Here is a 20,552-nt window from a genome sequence, read left to right as displayed (position 1 = left end):
CGCGGTTGCAGTTGAGTAACATTGCCAGGGCCTGCAGCGCCGGTGCCTGCCCCCGGAAGTGAACGCCCCGGGGCGGGTGAGATAGCTTTACCCAAACGCTGTACAGCGTCGATCATGCCAACATTCTCGGTCAATCCCTGCTGCAAAAATTGACGCAGGTGCGGCATTCGTTCGATGGCAAAGTCAATATCCTTGTCTGCTCCCGTGGTGTAGGCACCAACGCTGATCAGATCACGATTCTGCTGATAACGCGAATACACCCGTTTAAACAACTGGGCTTTGGCCAGGTGGTCGGCACTGACTACTGCCGGCATCACACGACTGATGGACGCTTCGATATCAATAGCCGGATAATGGCCCTGCTCGGCCAATGTCCGCGACAATACGATGTGCCCATCGAGAATTGCTCGCGCCGAATCGGCAACCGGATCCTGCTGATCATCACCTTCGGTCAGGACTGTATAAAATGCCGTAATGGTACCCTCGCCGCTGTCGGCGTTGCCGGCACGCTCCACCAATTGCGGAATGCGTGCGAATACCGATGGCGGGTAGCCTTTGGTTGCGGGAGGTTCTCCGATTGCCAATGCGATTTCACGTTGCGCCATGGCATAACGCGTCAACGAATCCATCAGCATCAATACATCTTTGCCCTGGTCACGAAACCCCTCCGCGATGCGGGTCGTAATCATGGCCGCGCGCAAACGCATCAAAGGCGAATCGTCAGCCGGCGACGCCACAACCACTGATCTGGCCAGACCTTCTTCGGCCAGAATCTCATCAATGAATTCTTTAACCTCGCGGCCACGCTCCCCGATCAGGCCGACCACGATCACGTCAGCTTCAGTGAACCGTGTCATCATCCCCAGCAACACACTTTTACCGACACCGCTGCCGGCAAACAAACCGATACGTTGTCCCCGGCCCACCGTCAGCAACCCGTTTATCGCAGTAATGCCTACGTCCAGAGTCTCACGTATCGGCTGTCGTTTCAGGGGATTGATCGCTCGCACGGGTTTTGCTTCACTGCAACTCTGTATCGAAACCGGACCTTTGCCGTCGATAGGTTCGCCGAAACCATTCAGCACCCTGCCCAGCAAACCGTCGCCCACCCAGAGCCGCTGTACGCTGGGCGCAGGCACCACGCGCGCGCCAGGCTGCAAGCCTTCCACACTGTACAATGGCATCAGGAAGATACGTGGCCCGTCAAAACCAACAACCTCTGCCTCGATTTCCTTGCCACTACTGTGGCTGACCAGGCAGCGGCTACCCAGCGACACATTACAACCGACTGCTTCCAGCGTTAATCCCACAACACGTGTCAACTTGCCCACGATAACGGGACTGACTGTCAGGTGTTTTGTCGGCTGATAGCGGCGCAGCCGTTGTGCAAGGCTCTGTCGGGCTGTCATGGTTTGTCTTCTGTCGGAGGTTGTTGATTTGCATCGCTGCCCGCATCATCGTCGGCCAGCGCCGCTGCCTCTTCAGCGAGACTGCGTTTCGCGGCAGCTTTCTGCGTCTCACGCGGTGCCTTGACCACTGGTTCGGGGGCCTCTTCAAATGCTTCACCGGCCGGCACATCCGTTGCGGTATCGTCGTCGGCAAACTGACGCTGAACAATCTGCTCAATAACCTGGGCAAAGCGCTCGCCGGTCGTAAAATCAACCGCACTTTGATCAGTTTCCACCCGACAACCACCACGGTCAATGTGCTGATTCGCCACCACACGCCAGTTTTCGCCGCCTTCATCGGCAGCCTGCTGCACCAGCGGCTGATCTGCGGGATTGATCAGGATACGGACGTTGTCCCGGCTCGGCGGCAATGTTGCCAGTGCCTGCCTGACAATTTTCATGATATGACTGCTGTCTATCAGTAATTCGCGTTGAACCACGTTGCGTGCGATTTCGCGACTCAGGTCCAGCAGCGCTTTTTCCAGTTGGTAATCCTGTTCATTGATGGCGTGACTTAGCTGGGTCATCATGCCGTTTAATGTCTTTAATGCCTGTCGCAGCTCGGCTTCGGCTTTCTGCGTACCTTCCCGGTAGCCTTTGTCGCTGCCCTGTTTCCTGCCCTCTTCCAGGCCTTGCTGCAGCCCGCGCTCGTGACCCTGTCGGCGGCCTTCCTCCAGGCCTTTTTGCAGACCTTCCTGACGACCTGACAGCAGACCCTCTTCACGGGCCTGTTCGTAGGCCTGCATGCTGTCTGCTGTGGATGTTGAGTCTTTGGTCTGTGCGGGCGCTGCTCCGGTCTCATCGCTGCGCGCCGTCGTCTGCTCGACAGCCTGACGCAACGGCGAATCCGGGCGCGGTTCGGCCTGAATCAGTTTCCCGCCGGCACTGATGGTTGGCGGCATCCAGCGCATGACCGGGAGCTCTTCCAGATTTTTCTGACTGACACGGGTGGTCCCGTCAAAAATATGCCGCTGCATCATGCTGTCCTCATCAGATCATGGCCTCACCGCCACCACCAAGCTGTATCTCACCGGCATCCGCCATTCGGCGCGCCACGACCAGAATTTCTTTCTGTGCAGCTTCAACTTCAACGATTCGTACCGGACCCTTGGCCTCGAGATCGTCGCGCAGCAATTCCGCCGCACGTTTGGACATGTTGGCAAAGAATTTTTCTTTCAGATAATCGTCTGCGCCCTTCAATGCCAGAATCAGCACCTCGGAAGACACTTCGCGCAACAGCGCCTGAATGCCCCGGTCTTCGACTTCGCGCAGGTTGTCGAAGACGAACATCAGATCCTGAATCTGATTACCGAGGTCTTCATCAACATCCTTGATTGACTGCATCAACTCCTGTTCAACTGCACCGTCAAGGTTATTCATGATTTCCGCGGCCGTTTTGCGTCCGCCGATGGATGTCGACGGGTTTGAGCCTTTGCCTGAGAACTGTTTTTCCAGAATCAGGTTGAGCTCTTTCAGGGCCTCCGGTTGCACGCTTTCCAGTGCAGCGATACGCATCATGATTTCCAGTCGGACTTTCTCCGGAAAATTGCCCAGAATATTGGCTGATTGATCCGGTTCCAGGTAGCTAAGCACAACGGCCTGAATCTGTGGATGTTCCTGACGGATGACATCGGCCACCGAGCGCGGATCCATCCACTTCAGGCTGTTAATGCCGGAACTTGAGCCACCCAGCAGAATCCGGTCGAGAAAGCCGCGCGCGCGCTCCTCACCGAGCGCTTCGGTCAGCATATTACGAATGTAGTTTTCTGATCCCACGCCCAGGCCACTCTGGGCGCCGCATTCAGCCAAAAACAGGTTCAACACTGAAGACACGGTATCCTGGGATACCGACTTGAGAGCGGACATCGCAGCACCGACTTTCTGCACTTCTTTCGGTCCCATCTGTTTCAGGACTTCAGCGGCGTCTTTTTCCCCCATACTCATCAGCAGGATTGCCGCACGCTCCAGCGAGCTGACATTGCGGGCCGAATTCTCCATTGCGTTATTCTCAGCCATCGTTAGAAATCCAGTTTTTTACCACTTGCGCTGCACGCGCAGGATCTTCCGCCACCAGGCCCTTGATTGCGCCCAGCTGCCGCTCGTAACTCTCGGCAGGCCCCGCCAGTAGAATATCATCGCCCCCGCTCAGGGTCACCGAGTCTTCTTTCATTTTGTGCTCTGCCTTGATATCGGCATATCCGAGTTCACTTGAAGCATCGCTGGCGCCCGCGCGGCCGGCGCCACCGGCAACTGTCAGGCGCTTAAGCGATGGCATCAGGACGCCAAACACCAGTATCAGTAAAAACAGCGCGGCAGCAGCCTGGCGCAGGGCGGGGGCAAACCATGATGCCTGCCAGAACGGCATGGCAACACCCGCCATTTCTTCAGACTGCGCAAACGCTTTGTTGATAACCGTCACACTGTCACCACGCTCAACGCTATACCCCACTGCATCACGCACCAGCGCGCTGATACGCTCCATATCCTCAGCAGTCCAGCTCTGTGCAGCCTCGCCGGTAGGTTCATCGATAACAACGGCCACTGACAACCGACGCACGGAAACCGGGTCGTAGTTGGTATAGCTGATGGTCCTGTCGACTTCGTAGTTACGGGTTTCCTGCGATCGGATATTGTCCGGCTCCGCGACGGCTTCCTCACCCTCGACACCCTCCAGTGTTTCCGGTGCCGTTGCCGCCCCCGGCGGTTGATTGGACAGCGCCCCCGGAATTCCCGCAATCACATCACCCGTCGACCGACGCTCATTCAATGACTGCTCGCTGCGTACAACCGAGGCTTCCGGGTTGTAGGTTTCCGCAGCCTGTTCGGTACGGGTGAAATCAACATCAGCCGCAACTTCGGCGGTAAATCTGCCCGCCCCCAGCAAGGGATGCAGAATACGATTGATCCGCCCGACCAGCGTTTCCTCGTATCGACGTACATACGCAAACTGCTCAGCTGCCATCATCATTTCGGTATTTTCGCCGGTGCGGGACAACAGATTGCCCATCTGATCAACAACGGTGACGTCCTCGGGCATCATCTCCGGCACACTGGAGGCAACCAGGTTGGCAATAGCCTGCACCTGAATATCAGATAGCTGACGTCCTGAATGCAAGGCCAGAAAAACCGACGCTGTCGGTTTGCGACTGTTGCGTACAAATACCGAACGCTCCGGCGTGGCCAGATGTACGCGTGCAGATTGAACATGGCGGAAGCTGGTAATAGTGCGTTGCAACTCGCCTTCCATACTGCGCTTATACCGGTTTTCCTCCATAAACTGACTGGTGCCCAGGCTCTGTTCCTGGTCCAGAAATTCGTAACCATAACCGTTATCACGCGTGACGCCGGCGCTGGCAACCTGCAGGCGCACCGAGTCCACCGAATCTGAGGGCACCAACAACACACCGGACGCCGGATCAATGCGATAAGGAATGCTGGCTGTGTCCATCACCTGCACCAGAGCTGCCGTATCAAAACCCTGCATGCTCGGATACAGCGGCTGGTAACTCTCTTTCTGTGACCACAGCACTACGGAGAAACCCAGCGCAATACTGGCGGCCAGCGCGAGCATCAAACCGGCCTGCCGAACCAGGTTGAGGCTGTTGAAACCCTTCATGAAATTGCTGCTGTAAGCAGAGCCTTGAGCGCCCTCTGTGGGCACCAGTGCATTTTGTGATTGCGCCGAATCTGCTGTTGCCATGTTCTTACCCTGCTAGTGTATTGTGCCCGTTGCCGACAATCAGATAGGCATATTCATGATGTCCTGGTACGCACTGACCAGGCGGTTGCGAACTTGTGTCATGGCTTCAAATGAAACACTGGCCTTCTGCATCTGGATCATGACCTGCGTGATATCAACTTCCGGATCACCCATTTCAAATGCGCGTTGCAGGGAGCTTGACTGCATCTGTGTCTCATTGACCGAATCCACCGCCTGCTTGAGCATGTCAGAGAATCCGACCCGCTCTGAAGATTGGGTGCCGTCGACGCCACGCCCCTCGTTGACGGCATTGCTCAGGTCCGGGGCCTGCATCGAGGGGGTTTGCATCTGCCCTCGAATATCCCGCATCTGGGTCAACAACTGATTGATATCTACTCGATCGGTTACACCATTCATTCGCGTCTCTCCGTTTTTTTATGCGCTAACCAGCGAATCAATATTGATGCCCGAGTCTCTCATGCGGGCCAGTTTGTAGCGCAGCGTTCGCGCGCTTACACCCAGTTCTTCAGCGGTCTCCTTGCGCCGTCCCCGCTGCTTTTTCAAGGTCTGCAGAATAATCTCGAACTCGCGCTGTTTAAGATCGTTGCCCAGTACCTGATTGTCTTTATCACTGCCTGCCGACCAGAATTCAGGCTGGTCATTGTGCAGAGACAGTGACTCAGCATTTTGCCCAGTGGCAACCGGCATCAGTTCAGCAGCGTCATGATCCGGTACCAGCGCAAGGCTGGCAGCGGAAATCACGTTGCCGTCCTGAATTATCAGCGCCCGCTGCAGAACATTGTCCAGCTCCCGCACATTGCCGGGCCAGTCGTAAGCCATCAGATCATGTTTCGCACGCTGGTCCAGCGTCGTCACTCCCCGCCCCATGCGCGCAGCATGTTGTTGCAGCAGACGTTCTGCCAGCGGCACAATATCCTGACGGCGCTGCCGCAATGGCTGCCAGGCCAACGGAAAAACACTCAATCGGTAGAACAGATCCTCACGGAAACGGCCATCTCGCACGCATGCTCGCAAATCCCGGTTGGTCGTAGCGATCACTCGCACATCAAGCTGCAGGGTCTTGCGACTACCCAGCCGCTCAACTTCGCGCTCCTGCAGAACCCGCAGAATCTTGGCCTGCAAGCCGATATCCATTTCCGAAATTTCATCAAGCAGTATGGTGCCACCTTCGGCTTGCTCGAATTTGCCGGGACTGCTTTGGTAAGCACCGGTGAACGAGCCCTTTTCATGACCAAACAAGGTGGCTTCCAGCATGTTTTCAGGGATCGCAGCACAGTTGATGGCAATAAAGGGACCATTGGCACGCTTTGATTGCTGATGAATGTATTGTGCCAGCACTTCCTTGCCTGTGCCGCTTTCGCCCGAGATCAGCACGGTCGCATCCGACTGCGCCACCTTCTTCGCCAGCCCCAGCAATTGCTGGCTGGAGGGTTCGATAGCGATGGGTTCCGAGTGCCCCGCAACTTTCTGGGTCAGATACTTTTCCACGGTAGCCAGCAGCTGTTCCGGCTTGAAGGGTTTCAGCAGATAGTCAACCGCCCCTTCTCTCATGGCACGAACCGAACTGCCTATGCTGCCAAATGCGGTGATCAGTACCACCGGCATAACCGGAAACCTGGCGCGCAGCTGCTGTAGCAATTCATGGCCGTCCATGCCATCCATATTGATATCGGACACCACCATGTCAACACGCGATTGTGTCAGCATCTGCAATGCCGACTCCCCCGATTCGGTGGTCTGGACCTGGTAACCCGCATACTCAAGCGTATCACTCAGGGCCTGACGCAGGTCCCAGTTATCTTCCACTACCAGAATACTCGCCTTGCTCATTTGCTGCTCCCTGTTGCCGAGGCGCGGTTTGTGTCGTGAACACAGGGCAGAATAAATCCCGCCCGTACGCCGGTGTTGTCGGAATCGGAATGGCTATCCGCAATATTTTCAATAAAAAAACTGCCACCATGGGCACGCGCCACAACCTGAGCCACCGCGAGCCCCAGCCCGGTACCTTGTGCCCGCGTGGTATAGAAGGCTTCAGTCACCTGATCTATAACAGCAGGATCGATACCCGGACCATTATCCTGCACGTAGAGACGGATCAGGCCCTGCTCATCGGCACGGTCTGCTCTGACCTGCAGCTGCACGGTGCTGCCCGCATTCTGGATAGCGTTTTCCAGCAGATTCAATAAGGCGCCAATCAACGATTCCTTATTGCATGACAACTGGCACTCAGCGAGAGAATTGACCCACTCGCAGCTGAGCGCATCGTGTCTGGAATCGGGGCACAGCATGACATCCGCCGCCACGCGCGCCTCGTCGAGAATCTGATGGACTGGCAGTGTTTCATCCAGAATGGCTTCACCACGGGCAAAAATCAGCATGTCGCGCACCTGTCGCTCCATGTTGTGCAATCTCGACATCAACCGCTCATGCGTGCGCACGTTACGGCCCTGATCACCGTCCGCCGACGCAGACAGGTTGCCCGCGTAAAGCATTGCTGCTGACAGCGGCGTGCGGATCTGATGTGCCAGTGACGAGACCATCTTGCCCATTTCCAGCAGACGTTGATGGCGGCTCAGATGCTGTTGTAAGCGACGGGTTTCAGTCTGGTCGGTTATCAGGATAATCTGGCCGGGCTCTTCCTCAAGCGAACGCGACAACAAACTGACGCGCTTGCCATTGCCCAGGGATATTTCATGACCATCGTCACTGCGCGGTGCAAAGCGGTCGCGAATAATATTGACCCAGGGTAAACCCGTCAGTGGTTCACCCAGCAGGGCCACGGCAGCGGCGTTGCACTCGGAGACCACGCCCTTGCCGTTGAGCACCAGTACACCGCCGGGTAACAGCTGCAGTAAATTCTGCAGGCGACGGGCTATACGCTCTTTTTCCGATAACTCGCGCAATCGTTGCGCATTGGCGGCTTCCAGCTCACGGGTCAGGTCAAGAACCCGGTTTTCGAGGACCTGGTAGCTATGTGACAGCTCACCGGATATCTCATTGAACGCCTTGAATGCCAGCTCAAGGGCCTTGGCCCCGTGATGGTCACGCTGAGCATCGGAAATCTGTTGAACGGATTGTAGTCTGGAGAGCGCCATTGATGCCTGATCCTGTTGATTATGTTTAATCTGGTATCAGGATTGAGAAAGCAATGTCTATGCCATCTATTTATAAATATAAATATCAACGGGTTATGTATTTTAATCGACGGCAAGGTCAAATATTTGACCGCGCCAACAGGAGGCAGGACGATTCATTGACGCGGGCTTGATGCAGAAGACGAGCAGATTGACGGGCAGATTGACGAACAGTCAAACCCTGGGCGTAGTAACGCCGGTCTGCCCCATGTATTTGCCACCACGCTGTTTGTAAGTGACCTCGCACTGCTCGTCTGACTGGTAGAAAAGCATCTGCGCCACACCTTCATTGGCGTATATCTTGGCAGGCAAAGTCGTGGTGTTGGAGAACTCAAGCGTTACATGCCCTTCCCACTCCGGTTCCAGTGGCGTAACGTTGACAATGATACCGCAGCGGGCATAGGTGGATTTGCCCAGGCAGACCGTCAACACATCACTGGGTATGCGGAAATATTCCACGGTTCTGGCCAGCGCAAAGGAATTCGGCGGAATGATGCAGTAAGGTTCATCGATGCTGACAAAGCTGCTTTCATCAAAATTTTTCGGATCCACCACACTGGTCGTGTGTACATTGGTGAAAATCTTGAATTCTGACGCGCAACGAACATCGTAACCGTAGCTGGAGGTGCCATACGAGATAACCTTGTTGCCGTCTATATAACGCACCTGGCCCGGCTCGAACGGCTCAATCATGCCGTGTTTCTGCGCCATTTCACGAATCCATCGGTCAGACTTGATACTCATACTGTGTCCTGCCTCAAAAAAAAACCAGGCGCAATCATACGATGGATTGCGCCTCAGTTCACTATAGGGGAGATACAAAAAGCCGTTACTGTGCTACCAGCCGGGGTTCGTCGAACAGCCCCTCGGAGTAGCTTGCCGGAATCCGGTAGCGCTGCAGAATATCGCCTTCGCTGGTGATCGCTTCGTCATGATCTACGACCAGCTGAAAACCGGAATCGCTACGAAACACCACGAACTCATCGTTGTTATCACGCAGTTGTCGGACAAAATCATAAAAATCGCGCACCGGCTCGCCATTGATGGTATCTACAATCCAGTTCCGGACATCGTGATAACCCAGGTTCACGTCGGCCGCCAGTACCTGCAGCGCCACCACCATTTCCCGACGCTCTGGTGAACTCCATTGACTGCGCGCATGCAGCAGATTTACCGGAGCACTGCGCGTCCAGTCGGCACCCCAGCGCTTGATCAGGTTCATGTTCAGCGGCACAAACAGGATACCACCGTAAATGTAGTATTCAGGCAGTGCGTCGAATTCCTCCGCCCGGACCAGGCTGTAGTTTTCCTGCCGCCGTTGCGCGGTCAGCGTGACCGTGCGCACCTCACCATGACGTGACAGCGTCAGCTCGACGTCTTCACCAATCTGTTTGAGATCGATCGCGTGTTTGTAATTTGTCTGCAGTGTACGGCTCAGGCTGATGGTGCTGTCTCCGGCGATAGCCACTCCGTCAATGCTCAGTACCACATCATTCTCCTGCAGAATGCCATCGGCCGGCGAATTGCTGAACACCTTGATCACCAGCACCCCGCTCTGGTCCTCCTGCAGGCCATAAGCGGCCTTGGCGGCGGGACTTTCAAGATCCTGGCTGCGGAAGCCCAGATCGGGAAAACCATCGTAGCGGCCATCGCGGGCGTCCGTCAGCATGTGACGCAATATATCAGGGGGCACAAAATAGCCCAGCGCCTCAGTGCGCCCGCCGGCCGCCGATTGCATGACCACGCCTGTGATTTTGCCGTCAACGATCACCGGCCCGCCACTGTTGCCCGGGTTTATTGCCGCGTCGATCTGACCGGCCAGCAGGTATTCACCAGAATGTGCATAGACCTGTTGCTCTACCCGGGACAAAATGCCTTTGGTGACACTCAGGGTGCGCCCACCAACCGGATAACCAAACACAAATACCTCCGTGTTGGGCTCCGGCAAGTCGCCGATAGCAAGCGCTGGTGTGTCATCGAAAAATGCCGGATCTTCAACCTCAAGCAGGGCAAGATCGGACGCGTGTGAAACAAACCGCACGCTTGCCTGATAACGCTGCGGGTCGTTGTGCTTTTGCACCTGAACGTAGCTGGCATTGGCAACCACATGGGCATTGGTAAGAATACGCTGCCCGTCTACGACAGCGCCGGAGCCACTGCTTTGCGAGGGTGTCAACAGGCGCCATGGGGTAAAGTAGTCGGGCGCAGCAGCCGTTGTATAAATTTTAACAATAGAGCTTTCTATTTCACGGATTTCTTCGCTGATCTGTGCACTGGCTGCGCTGCTGACCAGGAGCAGCCAGCAAAAAACCAGCGCCGCAGACAGAGATTGCCGCGTCGCGATTGCGGCAGAGTCTGCTGCAGCCATCAGATATCCCCTTGTCGTTTATATTATGTGTACCGGACCGTTGACCGAGTAAACCCGAAAAATCGCTCCGGCGTCAAATGCTTTTATAAAATACGCATTCCCGGTTGTGCCCCTTGATCAGGGCTGAGCAGCCAGATATCGGCGCCTCCGGGACCGGCCGCCAGCACCATACCCTCAGAAAGCCCGAATTTCATCTTGCGTGGCTTGAGGTTTGCCACCACCACGGTGAGTCGCCCTTCCAGGTCCGCTGGTTTGTAGGCGGAACGAATACCGGAGAAGACGTTGCGCTGAACGGGGCTGCCATCCTGACCAGGACCAAGGTCCAGGGTCAGTTGCAGAAGTTTGTCGGCGCCGTCTACGTAGGCCGCTGCTGATATGAGAGCCACCCGGAGGTCAACCTTGACGAAGTCAGCAAACTCGATCTCGTCGGCAATGGGTTCGTTGGCGATGGGCTCAGGGCTGTTTATCGGCTCAGGGCTGTTTCCTCGCTCAGGGCTGTTTCCTCGCTCAGGGCTGTTCACCGCCTCTTTGACTTCAGCGCGGCTCGCGGCCAGCAGGGCGTCGATGCTGGCCGGGTCGACACGTGTCATCATCGACGTAAACGCGTTTATCCGGTGCCCCAGCAGCAGGCGGTCAACATCCGCCCAGCTCGATACCTCTGCATTCAGAAAGGTTTCCGCCTTGTTCGCCATCGCCGGCAATACCGGTTTCAGGTAGATCATCAACAGACGAAACAGATTGATACCTGTTGTGCAGATCGCCTGCACTGCCGGGTCTTGCGGATTCTGTTTCGCCAGTACCCAGGGCTGCTGCTCAGCAATATACTGGTTGCCCTTGTCGGCCAATGCCATGATCTGGCGCACAGCCTTGCTGAATTCACGCTGCTCGAAGGCACTGGCGATGTCGCTGGCAGCGCTCTGACATTCAGCAAGCAATGCCGGGTTTGACGGTTGCTCTGACAGTTTCCCGTCGAAGCCACGGGCAATGAAGCCGGCGCAGCGGCTGGCGATATTGACCACCTTGCCAACCAGGTCGGCATTCACTTTTTGGCTGAATTCGTCGAAGCTCAGATCAAGGTCATCCACCCCCGCCCCGAGGCGTGAGGCCAGAAAATAACGCAGGTATTCCGGGTCCAGATGCGCCAGGTAAGTCCCGGCATTGATAAATGTACCACGTGATTTGGACATCTTTTTGCCATTGACGGTCATGAAACCGTGAGCAAACACCGCCGTTGGTGTGCGGTAGCCGGCATCGCTGAGCATGGCCGGCCAGAACAGCGCATGAAAATTGATGATGTCTTTGCCGATGAAATGGTACAGCTCGGTATCACAACCAGGCTTCCAATAGTCATCAAAATTGTACTCACTGCGCTCGCACAGATTCTGAAAACTGGCCATATAACCGATAGGTGCATCCAGCCAGACGTAGAAGTACTTGCCAGGTGCATCCGGGATTTCAAAACCGAAATACGGCGCATCGCGGCTGATATCCCATTCCTGCAGTCCCGAGTCCAGCCATTCGCTGAGTTTGTTGGCGACCTGATCCTGCAGAGTGCCACTTCGGGTCCAGGCTTTGAGCATGTCGGTGAATTCCGGCAAGCGGAAGAAGTAATGCTCGGATTCGCGTTCGACCGGTGTCGCACCCGACAGAGTGGAATACGGTTCAATCAGTTCAGCGGGCGTGTACGTGGCACCACAGGCTTCGCAGTTGTCCCCGTATTGATCGGGTGTTCGGCATTTGGGGCAGCTTCCCTTGACAAAGCGGTCCGCCAGAAACAGCTCTTTCTCCGGGTCAAACAATTGCTTGATGGTGCGGACATTGATCCTGTTATTGGCGCGCAGTGCTTTGTAGATTGACTCCGAATAATGCCGGTTCTCCTGCGAATGTGTGGAATGGTAATTGTCGAAGTCGATCAGAAAACCATCATAGTCGGCTTTGTGTTCGGAACGTACCCGGTCAATCAACTGCTCGGGGGTGATGCCTTCATTCTCAGCGCGCAACATGATGGCCGTGCCGTGAGCGTCATCAGCGCAGACATAGACACAGTCCTCGCCACGCAATTTCTGAAAACGCACCCAGATGTCGGTCTGCACCGCCTCCAGCACGTGACCCAGGTGGATGGGGCCATTGGCGTATGGTAAGGCGCTGGTGACGAGAATTTTACGGTTTGACACAGTGTTGTTTCCTTTTTTAAAGCCAGGGCTTTTATGCGCTCAAGGCTGTTTATCCGCTCAAGGCTGTTTATCCGCTCAGGGCTGTTTATCCGCTCAGGGCTGTTTCTAAGCTCAAGGCTGTTAATTCGCTCAAGGCTGTTAATTCGCTCAAGACTGTTTTCGCGCTCAGGGCTGTTCAATCATTTCAAAATCTTCTTTACCGACGCCGCACTCAGGGCACATCCAGTCATCGGGCACATCCTCCCACGCAGTACCGGGTGCGATGCCATCATCAGGCCAGCCTTCGGCTTCGTCATAAATCAGTCCACAAACAATACACTGCCATTTTTTCATATTCCGGGGCCATTCTCTGTCTGTCAGTTCAGGTTTTAAATCAGCGTACCCTCTCCCACTGGCTGCCAGTGCCGGGTACCGGGGTGCAGATGATACTTGATCAGGGCCGTTATGGGCAAAAGCATGGGCCATGCTAAACTGCGCCCTAACCCTGCAAACCTGATTTAAAGCGATCAACGCGTGAATGAATTCTATGTAGTGCTGGCGACCATCGCACTGATCAACTGTGTCGGTCTCAGTCGAATAACGGGCCCGGCTTCGTGGTTCAGCCCCCTTCACAATCCGGGTGTGGCCATGTTGTTCGCCCTGAATGCCGCCGGATTGCTGGTCATGACAACACTGCTCAGCATGAGTGTCCTCGCTGTCGCAGCCCAATTTGCAGGCATGACGCTGCCACCCTGGCTGAGTGTCGCACTGCCTGCAGTCACGGCGGGATTTTTGTTATTACCAGTCACTGCTCTGATACGCACCCACTTTACCCTGCAGTATCGACGCTTGCGCCTGCTGCTGCCGGTTGCCGCGCTGGAGGCCACCATTCTTGCCAGTATCCTGTTGCTGGCAAGCCCGGATTTTCTGCGTTGGCCAACCCTGGCCTGGGTATTCGGCGCGGCCGTCGGCATTGTTACATCAGTAGTAATTTTTGGCGGCCTGCGCCGTCATCTGAACGCTCCCGATGTCCCCGGTTCCTGGCGGGGCTTGCCTGTTGAACTGATATCCGCAGGCATTCTTGCTCTGATTGTACTCAGTCCCGCGCGGGGGCTGGCTTCATGATGGCGGCCTGGGTTGTTTTGCTGGTTTATATCGCCGCACTGGCCATCGTTTGCATGGCCCTGTACAAACGGCTGACCCGCTCCAGGGCAACAGGCAGTGCCGCCGGCAAGCGCTCAGATATTATCGAGCGCATCAACGCTTTGCTGCCACAAACGCAGTGCGGACAGTGCGGACACCCCGGCTGCCGCCCTTATGCGGAGGCCATCAGCACCGGTGCCGCCATCAACCGCTGTCCACCTGGCGGTGCCAACACCATCCGGCGGCTGGCAAACCTGCTGGAGCAACCGTTACTGCCACTGGATCCGCGCCACGGTGTCGAATCCGAACGCAAGGTTGCCTTTATCCGCGAGCATGAGTGTATCGGCTGTACCAAATGCATCCAGGCCTGTCCGGTGGACGCCATCGTGGGAGCCCCCAAACGCATGCATACGGTTATCGTGCGGGACTGCACAGGTTGCGATCTTTGTGTTGAGCCCTGCCCTGTCGATTGCATCGATATGGTGTCGCTGCCCGAAGCCCAAGGGCAGGGACAGGGACAGGGACAGGGACAGGGACAGGGACAGGCGTATACTGACGCCGACTCTGCACACTGGCAGCAACGCTTTGAACGCCACCAGGCACGCAGCCAACATGATGCTCTGGCGCTGCAGGAGCGCAAATTGCAGAAACTTCAAAGCAAAACCAAAGCCCTGGCCGATGGCGAATCCGTTTCACGACATGACCCGGCCAAGACTAATGCCGCTACATCGGTGGCAGGCAAAACCCAGGCGCAGATCCAGGCGGAAATTGCAGCCGCGGTTGCGCGAACGCGAGCGCGCAAAGCCGCATTGCAGGCTGACAACAAACCAGGCACGCCGGAGCAGACAGAATGAGCATTTTTACGGGCGAGCTTTTATGGCTCCTGGTGCCTCTTGGTTTCATCATGGCCGGTTTGCTGACAGCCGGGTACAGACTGCTGAGTGGTCGCCACCAACGTGAACCGGACGCTGACCAGGTTGATCCGTCCATACGTGTACGTGTGACAGGTAAAATTTCATGAACAGAGAAAAACGCCTGGAGATCTTCCGGCGGCTGCACACGGAGAACCCCAATCCGGTAACTGAGCTGGAATACAGCTCCACCTTCGAATTGTTGATCGCCGTCATTCTTTCTGCGCAGGCCACCGACGTCGGTGTCAACAAGGCCACACGAAAACTCTACCCGATCGCGAACACACCGGAGGCGATTCTGGCACTGGGCGTGGATGGTCTGAAAACTTACATCAAGACAATCGGCCTGTTCAACACCAAGGCCGAAAACATTATCAAAACCTGCGCCGCCCTGGTTGAACAACACAACTCCGTGGTACCGGACACCCGTGAGGCGCTTGAGGCATTGCCCGGAGTTGGCCGCAAGACTGCCAATGTTGTACTCAACACCGCCTTCCGGCAGGCCGCGATGGCCGTAGACACTCACATTTTCAGGGTCGCCAACCGCACCGGTATCGCACCTGGCAAGAACGTGCTGGAAGTGGAGAAAAGACTGATGCGCCTGGTGCCTGCAGACTATCTGCTGGATGCGCACCACTGGTTGATTCTGCACGGCAGGTATATCTGCATCGCACGCAAGCCGCGTTGCGCGGCCTGCGTGATCTACGATTTATGCGAATACCGGCAGAAAACCCCGGTAGACTGAGGCTGGTTCAGCCGGTAACGGGCTTCCTGCCGGTCAGCGGTTGCGCGGTCCTGACGGTGCGTGTGCCGGCAGCGCTGGCAGAGAGCCCACCATGCCATCTGGCCGCGCCTTTTCCAGCATGCGTTGATAGGCCGGCCGGGCCTGAACTTTTTCCATCCACGCGGTAGTTTGCGGGAACAATCCGGCATCAACAATGTTCAGCTGGAAAGCAAAATTCAGTGGAAATAACATCATGATGTCGGCAGCCGAAAAGTCAGCGCCACCGAACCAGGGTTTGTCAGTCAGGAAATCTTCAGCAAATTGCACCACCTGTTCGGAGTCAACGAGCGGCGAGCGTTGTGTCGGTGGCTGTATCTGCCAGACCCGGTAATCCGCAATCGCACGTGCGGCCAGTGACCCTTCCGAATAATGCATCCACATCAGGTGGGTCGCGAAATCAGGCGAATCCAGCGGCGGCACCAGCTGGCCATCACCATGGCGTGCCAGAATCATTTCCATGATGGCACCTGATTCGACCAGCACCTGATTCCCATAGGTCACTGTCGGCGCCACCGGCATGCCCGGGTTGATGGCACGAATGGCCGCCATGGACGCCATCAGGTCGCCGCGTTCAAAAGCAAGGTTGTACGGCAGCCCCAGCTCTTCCATCATCCATACCAGACGTTCGGATCGCCGACCTTCCAGGTGATAGATGGTAAATTCCGGCATCGGCATGGTGCTCTCGCCGGTGCTGGTCTGAGCAGTGGCCTGACCACCCGGTGTGAATGCAGCCAGACCGGCCACGCCGACACTGAACAGGCCGACAAACATCATTGATTTTATTGCCCCGATATTTCCACGCATGTTGTACTCTCCGTCACAATCCATTTCCGATATGCTGTTTCAACAGCCACTTGATCAGTGCCCGACTGTTGGTCAGCACGCGCAACCCATCGTATCCCAGTCAAGCGGTCAATACCATCAGCCTTTATGCTGAGCGGCCAGGGCTTCAAGCGCGTCACCCGTCAGGCGCTGCACCGTCCAGTCATCCATGGCAACGGCGCCGATGGAACGGTAGAACCTGATGGCGGGTTCATTCCAGTCCAGCACCGACCACTCCAGCCGACCGCCCTGACGCTGACGGGTCAGATGCGCCAGATAGGTCAGCATCGCTTTGCCAATACCTTTCCCGCGCATCTCCGTGAGCACAAACAGATCTTCCAGGTAGATGCCGGGGCGGCCCAGAAATGTAGAGAAATTGGGGAAGAACAAAGCAAATCCGACAGGTTTGTGCTCCCACTCGGCGATGATCACCTCGGCAACCGGTCTGTCGCCAAACAGGTAGTCGGTAAACAAGGCCTCGGTTGCAACAACTTCATGCAACAGCTTTTCATAAATCGCCAGCTCACGTACGAACGCCAGTATGACCGGCACATCATTGATCACGGCCGGACGAATTGTCATTTTTTCTGAATTTTTTTCCACACTAGTCTCATTATTTTCTGATGGTGATTTTTCACGCAGCCGTCAGACGAATCACACGATCTGCCATTTCCAGCGGCGCCGGCCTGTGAGTCACAAACACGATGCTGGCATCCAGTTTACGTAACTGCTCCAGTATCGCCGCTTCGGTAGCAGGATCCAGATTCGCCGTTGCTTCGTCAAGAAAAAGAAATCGCGCCGGCTTGTAAAATGCCCGTGCCAGCAAGATCCGCTGTCCCTGACCGGCAGACATGATTGACCCCATATCACCGATCAGACTGTTATACCCCATTGGCAGGTGGCTGACAAAGTCATCAATGTGAGCCATCGCCGCTGCCTGCTCCACTCTGTCGTAATCAACATCGCCTGCGAACAGCGTAATATTGTCCATGATGGTGCCGGAGAGCAACTGATCACCTTGCAGCACGCCCGCACAACAGTCACGAAACTGGCGCAGCCCCACCTGCCTGATGTCTGTACCGTTTACGCTGACGACTCCACGCTGGGCGGGTAACAGCCCTGCCATGATTTTCATCAGGGTTGATTTGCCTGAACCTGACGGCCCGGCAATGGCAAGCATCTCACCGGGCTGCAGATCGACACTGATATCGCTCAGCGTTTCGCTGTCAGTGCCCGGATACGTATAACTTACTTGCGCCAGGCTCAACGTTCCCTCCACCGGTTTGCGAATGACCGGCAGATTCAACGACTCAACCTCTTTCTCTGCACAACTGATATCCGATACCCGCTCGAGTTGCAATTTTACCAGTCGTATCTGTACCACCTTTTCCACGAACGAGCGTATCGAGGTGGAAAAATTGCCTTTTAATGCGATAAACGCAGTGAGAAAACCCAGGGTGATTTCACCATCAAGCACCAGCATTGCGGCCAGATAAATCACCAGGATATTCTCCAGTGCGAACAGCAATCCATAAATCGCATCAAGGTTGATGGTAAAACGGCTCAAAGCGACCTGGGTATTGATCTGTTCAGCGTACAGGTTACGCCATAAGGTCAACCGCTGAAGTTCGCGACAATAGAATTTTATTATTTCTATGGTCCGCATATTCTCCATCAGGCTTGTGCTGGTCTTCGCTTCGGCGACAATGATCTGTTCCTGCATAGTCTGAATTCTGGGGATCAACCCCAGCTTCAACACCGTGACCAATCCGACAAAACCGAGCACGACAAACGCCAGCAACGGGCTGAAATAGAACATCACTGCCAGTGTTATCAGGGCAAAAGCCCCATCAAGAACGACGGTGATCAGATCTTCAGTGATAATGCGCCGGATTTCGCGAATCGAACCAAAGCGTGACACCAGGTCACCGACATGGCGTTTGGCAAAATAATCGACGGGCAGACTCAGCAAATGATTGAACACATTACCTGCCATTTGAAAGCCGAGCTGGTTGGAAAAATATAGTTGCACGGTCGAACGCGCAAAGGTCATGGCAACGTTACTCAATGCCAGCAGGAAAAATCCGATCGCCAACACACCAACTATGTCACGATCCTGCTTCGCCAGACCCTCATCAATGACCAGCTGCATATAGAAAGCGCTGCCAATCGACGCAAGCTGCAGAAACAGCGACAACACAAACAATTGACCGACAGCCAGGTAGAAACCGGGATACTTGCGAAACAAATCCGTCAGGCGGGATTGCAACGTCCGGGTTTGCGCAACAAACTCTAGGCCGGGCGTCACCTCCAGAGCAACGCCGGTAAAATGTCGGCTGCACTCCGCGAGAGTATAGCTGCGCACACCGATCGCCGGATCATGTATCACCACACCTTTGCGACTGACGCGTTTCAGCACAACAAAATGTGTCATGTCCCAGTGCAATATCGCCGGAACTTGCAGGTTTCGCAAATCATCAAGATCCAGCTTCAGTGGTCTTGGGCTGATCTGCAGGCTTTGCGCAGTTGCCATGACATCAGCCAGACTTGCGCCACGGGCCGATACAGGATAATCACGCCTTAAACTGTTCAAATCGGTCTTCTGGCCGAAATAACCGGAGATCATGGCAATGCAGGCCAGTCCACATTCTGCTCGCTCGGCCTGCAGAATCAGAGGCAGGGTATTTTGCCTGCCAAACAGTGAACTGATCACAGGCGCCTGCCCAGATCACTCATAGGCGAGATCAGCTTTTGCAGGACGGTTTGTTCTCCGGTCACGATGTCAGCCGAAAATTGCATGCCCGGCCTGAATTGCCTGCCGGAGCTTGCATTCGCGGCAATGGCCTTGTCCTCGCTGAGGCTGCTGGTAGCGCTGAGGCTCATATTCTTGCTGAGGCTCTTATTCTCGCTGAGGCTCTTATTTTCGCTGAGGCTCTTATTTTCGCTGAGGCTCTGATCAGCGACGCGGGCTCTGGCCAGATAAACCGGCTCGCGCACGTCAACCGGGAACAGGAATTCCCGGGGATCCATGACCGATTCGGCAACACTGACTATTCGTGCCGGGAAGCTACCATAGGTTTGATACGGATACGCGTCATAGGAAATCATGACAGCAATGCCCGGACGCACATTCGCCAGTGCACGCGAGGGCAAATACAGCCAGGCCTCAAGCTCCCTGTCAGCATGCAGCAAGGTCAACACTGGTTCACCCGGATCAATAACATCGCCGCTGCGCATGACAAAGTTACTCACAATGCCATCGCGCGTTGCTGTGATCGTGAATCTGCTCTGAGCCTGCACTTCATGACGCTGAGCCAGTAACTGCGACACGGTGTTTTCCAGAACCAGCCGCTCCTCCCGGGCCAGCAACGGTTGCTGTGCAAGCTGCTGTTCGGCCTGCTCGATTGTTTGCAAATGTCTGGCAATGGCAAGTTCCCCGGCCGTGGCTTGTTGTTGCAACAGATAGAGCGCCGACGAGACCTGTCTGTGCTCATGCTCGGAAATGGTTTTGACCGCCAACAACTGCTGACTGGCGTTGTAATCCTGTTCGGCAAGGACCACACGGCGCAGAAGAATTTGCTGTTCCTGTTTTAACAGATTCAGCGCGTCGCGCAGGCCGACCAGTTGCTGGCGAATCTGTTTTTCCTGCGCCTCGAACCGGGACGCGAGCACGGTTTTACGGCGCGCCAGCTGTTGCAACTGGATATCAATCTGCTGCATGACTGTAGCCATCGCCTGCTGCCCCTGATGATCAAACTGGGCGTCTGTCGCGACAGCCAGAACGGTGCCGGCTTCAACAAATTCGCCTTCACTAACCAGAACCTCCGCCAGCACCCCGGTTCGACTACCATAGATCTTGACTTCGCCTCCCGCTGAAGTCAGATAACCCCTGACACGCTCCGTCTGTTTTATGTTCGCGCTGGCCGCAAACGCCACAAAGCAGGCAAACAGGACCAACATAACCAAAACCATCAGTTTGACAGACAGGGGTTGATAGAATACGGCTTGCCCAAAGCCTGAGCCTTGTTGCGCAGCAAACACTTCCGGGCGAAACAGTGGTGTGCTCAT

At 55.6% G+C, this 20,552-nt stretch carries 18 protein-coding genes and 1 pseudogene; 4 read left to right on the top strand and 15 right to left on the bottom strand.

From position 1 onward, the window contains the following. Positions 1-92: 92 nt before the first annotated feature. From fliI to rubA, 11 genes and pseudogenes are all read right to left on the bottom strand, one after another. Positions 93-1,409 (bottom strand): annotated as a pseudogene (gene fliI / locus WD071_RS01140) (flagellar protein export ATPase FliI); the annotation flags it as partial. Then, positions 1,406-2,428 (bottom strand): flagellar assembly protein FliH, encoded by a 1,023-nt coding sequence (locus WD071_RS01135; protein WP_368046445.1) that lies wholly within the window; start codon positions 2,426-2,428, stop codon positions 1,406-1,408. The pseudogene fliI and the gene WD071_RS01135, both read right to left, overlap by 4 nt. A 10-nt stretch (positions 2,429-2,438) precedes the next feature. Further along, on the bottom strand, positions 2,439-3,464 hold the full coding sequence (fliG, locus tag WD071_RS01130; RefSeq protein ID WP_368046444.1) for a flagellar motor switch protein FliG: 1,026 nt from the start codon (positions 3,462-3,464) through the stop codon (positions 2,439-2,441). Continuing rightward, positions 3,457-5,148, bottom strand: a complete 1,692-nt coding sequence (gene fliF / locus WD071_RS01125; protein ID WP_368046442.1) for a flagellar basal-body MS-ring/collar protein FliF — start codon at positions 5,146-5,148, stop codon at positions 3,457-3,459. The genes fliG and fliF overlap by 8 nt, the downstream gene beginning before the upstream one ends. A 39-nt stretch (positions 5,149-5,187) precedes the next feature. Beyond that, complete coding sequence (fliE, locus tag WD071_RS01120) at positions 5,188-5,565, bottom strand: flagellar hook-basal body complex protein FliE (RefSeq protein WP_368046441.1); 378 nt, start codon at positions 5,563-5,565, stop codon at positions 5,188-5,190. 18 nt (positions 5,566-5,583) lie between these two features. Further along, positions 5,584-6,999, bottom strand: coding sequence for a sigma-54-dependent transcriptional regulator (locus WD071_RS01115; RefSeq protein WP_368046440.1), 1,416 nt, complete (start codon positions 6,997-6,999; stop codon positions 5,584-5,586). Beyond that, complete coding sequence (locus WD071_RS01110; RefSeq protein ID WP_368046439.1) at positions 6,996-8,264, bottom strand: PAS domain-containing sensor histidine kinase; 1,269 nt, start codon at positions 8,262-8,264, stop codon at positions 6,996-6,998. Before WD071_RS01110 ends, WD071_RS01115 begins: the two co-directional genes overlap by 4 nt. 213 nt (positions 8,265-8,477) lie before the next feature. After that, a complete protein-coding gene (gene dcd / locus WD071_RS01105; protein ID WP_070115668.1) occupies positions 8,478-9,047 on the bottom strand; it encodes a dCTP deaminase in 570 nt (189 codons plus the stop codon). An 85-nt stretch (positions 9,048-9,132) separates the two neighbouring features. Beyond that, positions 9,133-10,671 (bottom strand): S1C family serine protease, encoded by a 1,539-nt coding sequence (locus tag WD071_RS01100; protein WP_368046438.1) that lies wholly within the window; start codon positions 10,669-10,671, stop codon positions 9,133-9,135. Between the two features lie 83 nt (positions 10,672-10,754). Beyond that, complete coding sequence (gene metG, locus WD071_RS01095; RefSeq protein WP_368046437.1) at positions 10,755-12,845, bottom strand: methionine--tRNA ligase; 2,091 nt, start codon at positions 12,843-12,845, stop codon at positions 10,755-10,757. 165 nt (positions 12,846-13,010) lie between these two features. Then, entirely contained in the window at positions 13,011-13,178 is a 168-nt protein-coding gene (gene rubA / locus WD071_RS01090) for a rubredoxin RubA (RefSeq protein WP_368046436.1), read from the bottom strand. Positions 13,179-13,358: 180 nt separating this feature from the next. Here rubA and WD071_RS01085 point away from each other — a divergent pair, with 180 nt between their 5' ends. From WD071_RS01085 to nth, 4 genes are read left to right on the top strand one after another with little or no spacing between them, the layout of a single operon-like run. After that, positions 13,359-13,949: an Rnf-Nqr domain containing protein gene (locus tag WD071_RS01085; protein ID WP_368046435.1), complete on the top strand. Its 591-nt coding sequence runs from the start codon at positions 13,359-13,361 to the stop codon at positions 13,947-13,949. Further along, positions 13,946-14,821: an electron transport complex subunit RsxB gene (rsxB, locus tag WD071_RS01080; protein WP_368046434.1), complete on the top strand. Its 876-nt coding sequence runs from the start codon at positions 13,946-13,948 to the stop codon at positions 14,819-14,821. Before WD071_RS01085 ends, rsxB begins: the two co-directional genes overlap by 4 nt. Further along, a complete protein-coding gene (locus WD071_RS01075; protein WP_368046433.1) occupies positions 14,818-14,988 on the top strand; it encodes a hypothetical protein in 171 nt (56 codons plus the stop codon). The genes rsxB and WD071_RS01075 overlap by 4 nt, the downstream gene beginning before the upstream one ends. Next, positions 14,985-15,623 (top strand): endonuclease III, encoded by a 639-nt coding sequence (nth, locus tag WD071_RS01070; RefSeq protein ID WP_368046432.1) that lies wholly within the window; start codon positions 14,985-14,987, stop codon positions 15,621-15,623. Before WD071_RS01075 ends, nth begins: the two co-directional genes overlap by 4 nt. 33 nt (positions 15,624-15,656) lie before the next feature. On the opposite strand, the gene WD071_RS01065 is transcribed toward nth, so the two are convergent. The 4 genes from WD071_RS01065 to WD071_RS01050 form a co-directional block, all read right to left on the bottom strand. Further along, complete coding sequence (locus WD071_RS01065; RefSeq protein ID WP_368046431.1) at positions 15,657-16,466, bottom strand: glutathione S-transferase family protein; 810 nt, start codon at positions 16,464-16,466, stop codon at positions 15,657-15,659. A 117-nt stretch (positions 16,467-16,583) separates the two neighbouring features. After that, positions 16,584-17,066 (bottom strand): N-acetyltransferase family protein, encoded by a 483-nt coding sequence (locus WD071_RS01060; protein WP_368046682.1) that lies wholly within the window; start codon positions 17,064-17,066, stop codon positions 16,584-16,586. A 52-nt stretch (positions 17,067-17,118) separates the two neighbouring features. After that, a complete protein-coding gene (locus tag WD071_RS01055; RefSeq protein ID WP_368046430.1) occupies positions 17,119-19,197 on the bottom strand; it encodes a peptidase domain-containing ABC transporter in 2,079 nt (692 codons plus the stop codon). Then, the gene (locus tag WD071_RS01050) at positions 19,194-20,552 is read right to left on the bottom strand and encodes an HlyD family secretion protein (protein WP_368046429.1); all 1,359 of its coding nucleotides are present in this window, start codon (positions 20,550-20,552) and stop codon (positions 19,194-19,196) included. The genes WD071_RS01055 and WD071_RS01050 overlap by 4 nt, the downstream gene beginning before the upstream one ends.

Source organism: Pseudohongiella sp., assembly GCF_040877505.1.
Classification (GTDB): Bacteria; Pseudomonadota; Gammaproteobacteria; order Pseudomonadales; family Pseudohongiellaceae; genus Pseudohongiella.
This window is presented reverse-complemented; position numbering and strand designations above follow the sequence as displayed.

Coding starts and splice junctions, on each gene's coding strand:
- WD071_RS01135 (WP_368046445.1), bottom strand. CDS start 2,428: ATGATGCAGCGGCATATTTTTGACGGGACCACCCGTGTCAGTCAGAAA.
- fliG (WP_368046444.1), bottom strand. CDS start 3,464: ATGGCTGAGAATAACGCAATGGAGAATTCGGCCCGCAATGTCAGCTCG.
- fliF (WP_368046442.1), bottom strand. CDS start 5,148: ATGGCAACAGCAGATTCGGCGCAATCACAAAATGCACTGGTGCCCACA.
- fliE (WP_368046441.1), bottom strand. CDS start 5,565: ATGAATGGTGTAACCGATCGAGTAGATATCAATCAGTTGTTGACCCAG.
- WD071_RS01115 (WP_368046440.1), bottom strand. CDS start 6,999: ATGAGCAAGGCGAGTATTCTGGTAGTGGAAGATAACTGGGACCTGCGT.
- WD071_RS01110 (WP_368046439.1), bottom strand. CDS start 8,264: ATGGCGCTCTCCAGACTACAATCCGTTCAACAGATTTCCGATGCTCAG.
- dcd (WP_070115668.1), bottom strand. CDS start 9,047: ATGAGTATCAAGTCTGACCGATGGATTCGTGAAATGGCGCAGAAACAC.
- WD071_RS01100 (WP_368046438.1), bottom strand. CDS start 10,671: ATGGCTGCAGCAGACTCTGCCGCAATCGCGACGCGGCAATCTCTGTCT.
- rubA (WP_368046436.1), bottom strand. CDS start 13,178: ATGAAAAAATGGCAGTGTATTGTTTGTGGACTGATTTATGACGAAGCC.
- rsxB (WP_368046434.1), top strand. CDS start 13,946: ATGATGGCGGCCTGGGTTGTTTTGCTGGTTTATATCGCCGCACTGGCC.
- WD071_RS01075 (WP_368046433.1), top strand. CDS start 14,818: ATGAGCATTTTTACGGGCGAGCTTTTATGGCTCCTGGTGCCTCTTGGT.
- nth (WP_368046432.1), top strand. CDS start 14,985: ATGAACAGAGAAAAACGCCTGGAGATCTTCCGGCGGCTGCACACGGAG.
- WD071_RS01065 (WP_368046431.1), bottom strand. CDS start 16,466: ATGCGTGGAAATATCGGGGCAATAAAATCAATGATGTTTGTCGGCCTG.
- WD071_RS01060 (WP_368046682.1), bottom strand. CDS start 17,066: ATGACAATTCGTCCGGCCGTGATCAATGATGTGCCGGTCATACTGGCG.
- WD071_RS01050 (WP_368046429.1), bottom strand. CDS start 20,552: ATGAGCACACCACTGTTTCGCCCGGAAGTGTTTGCTGCGCAACAAGGC.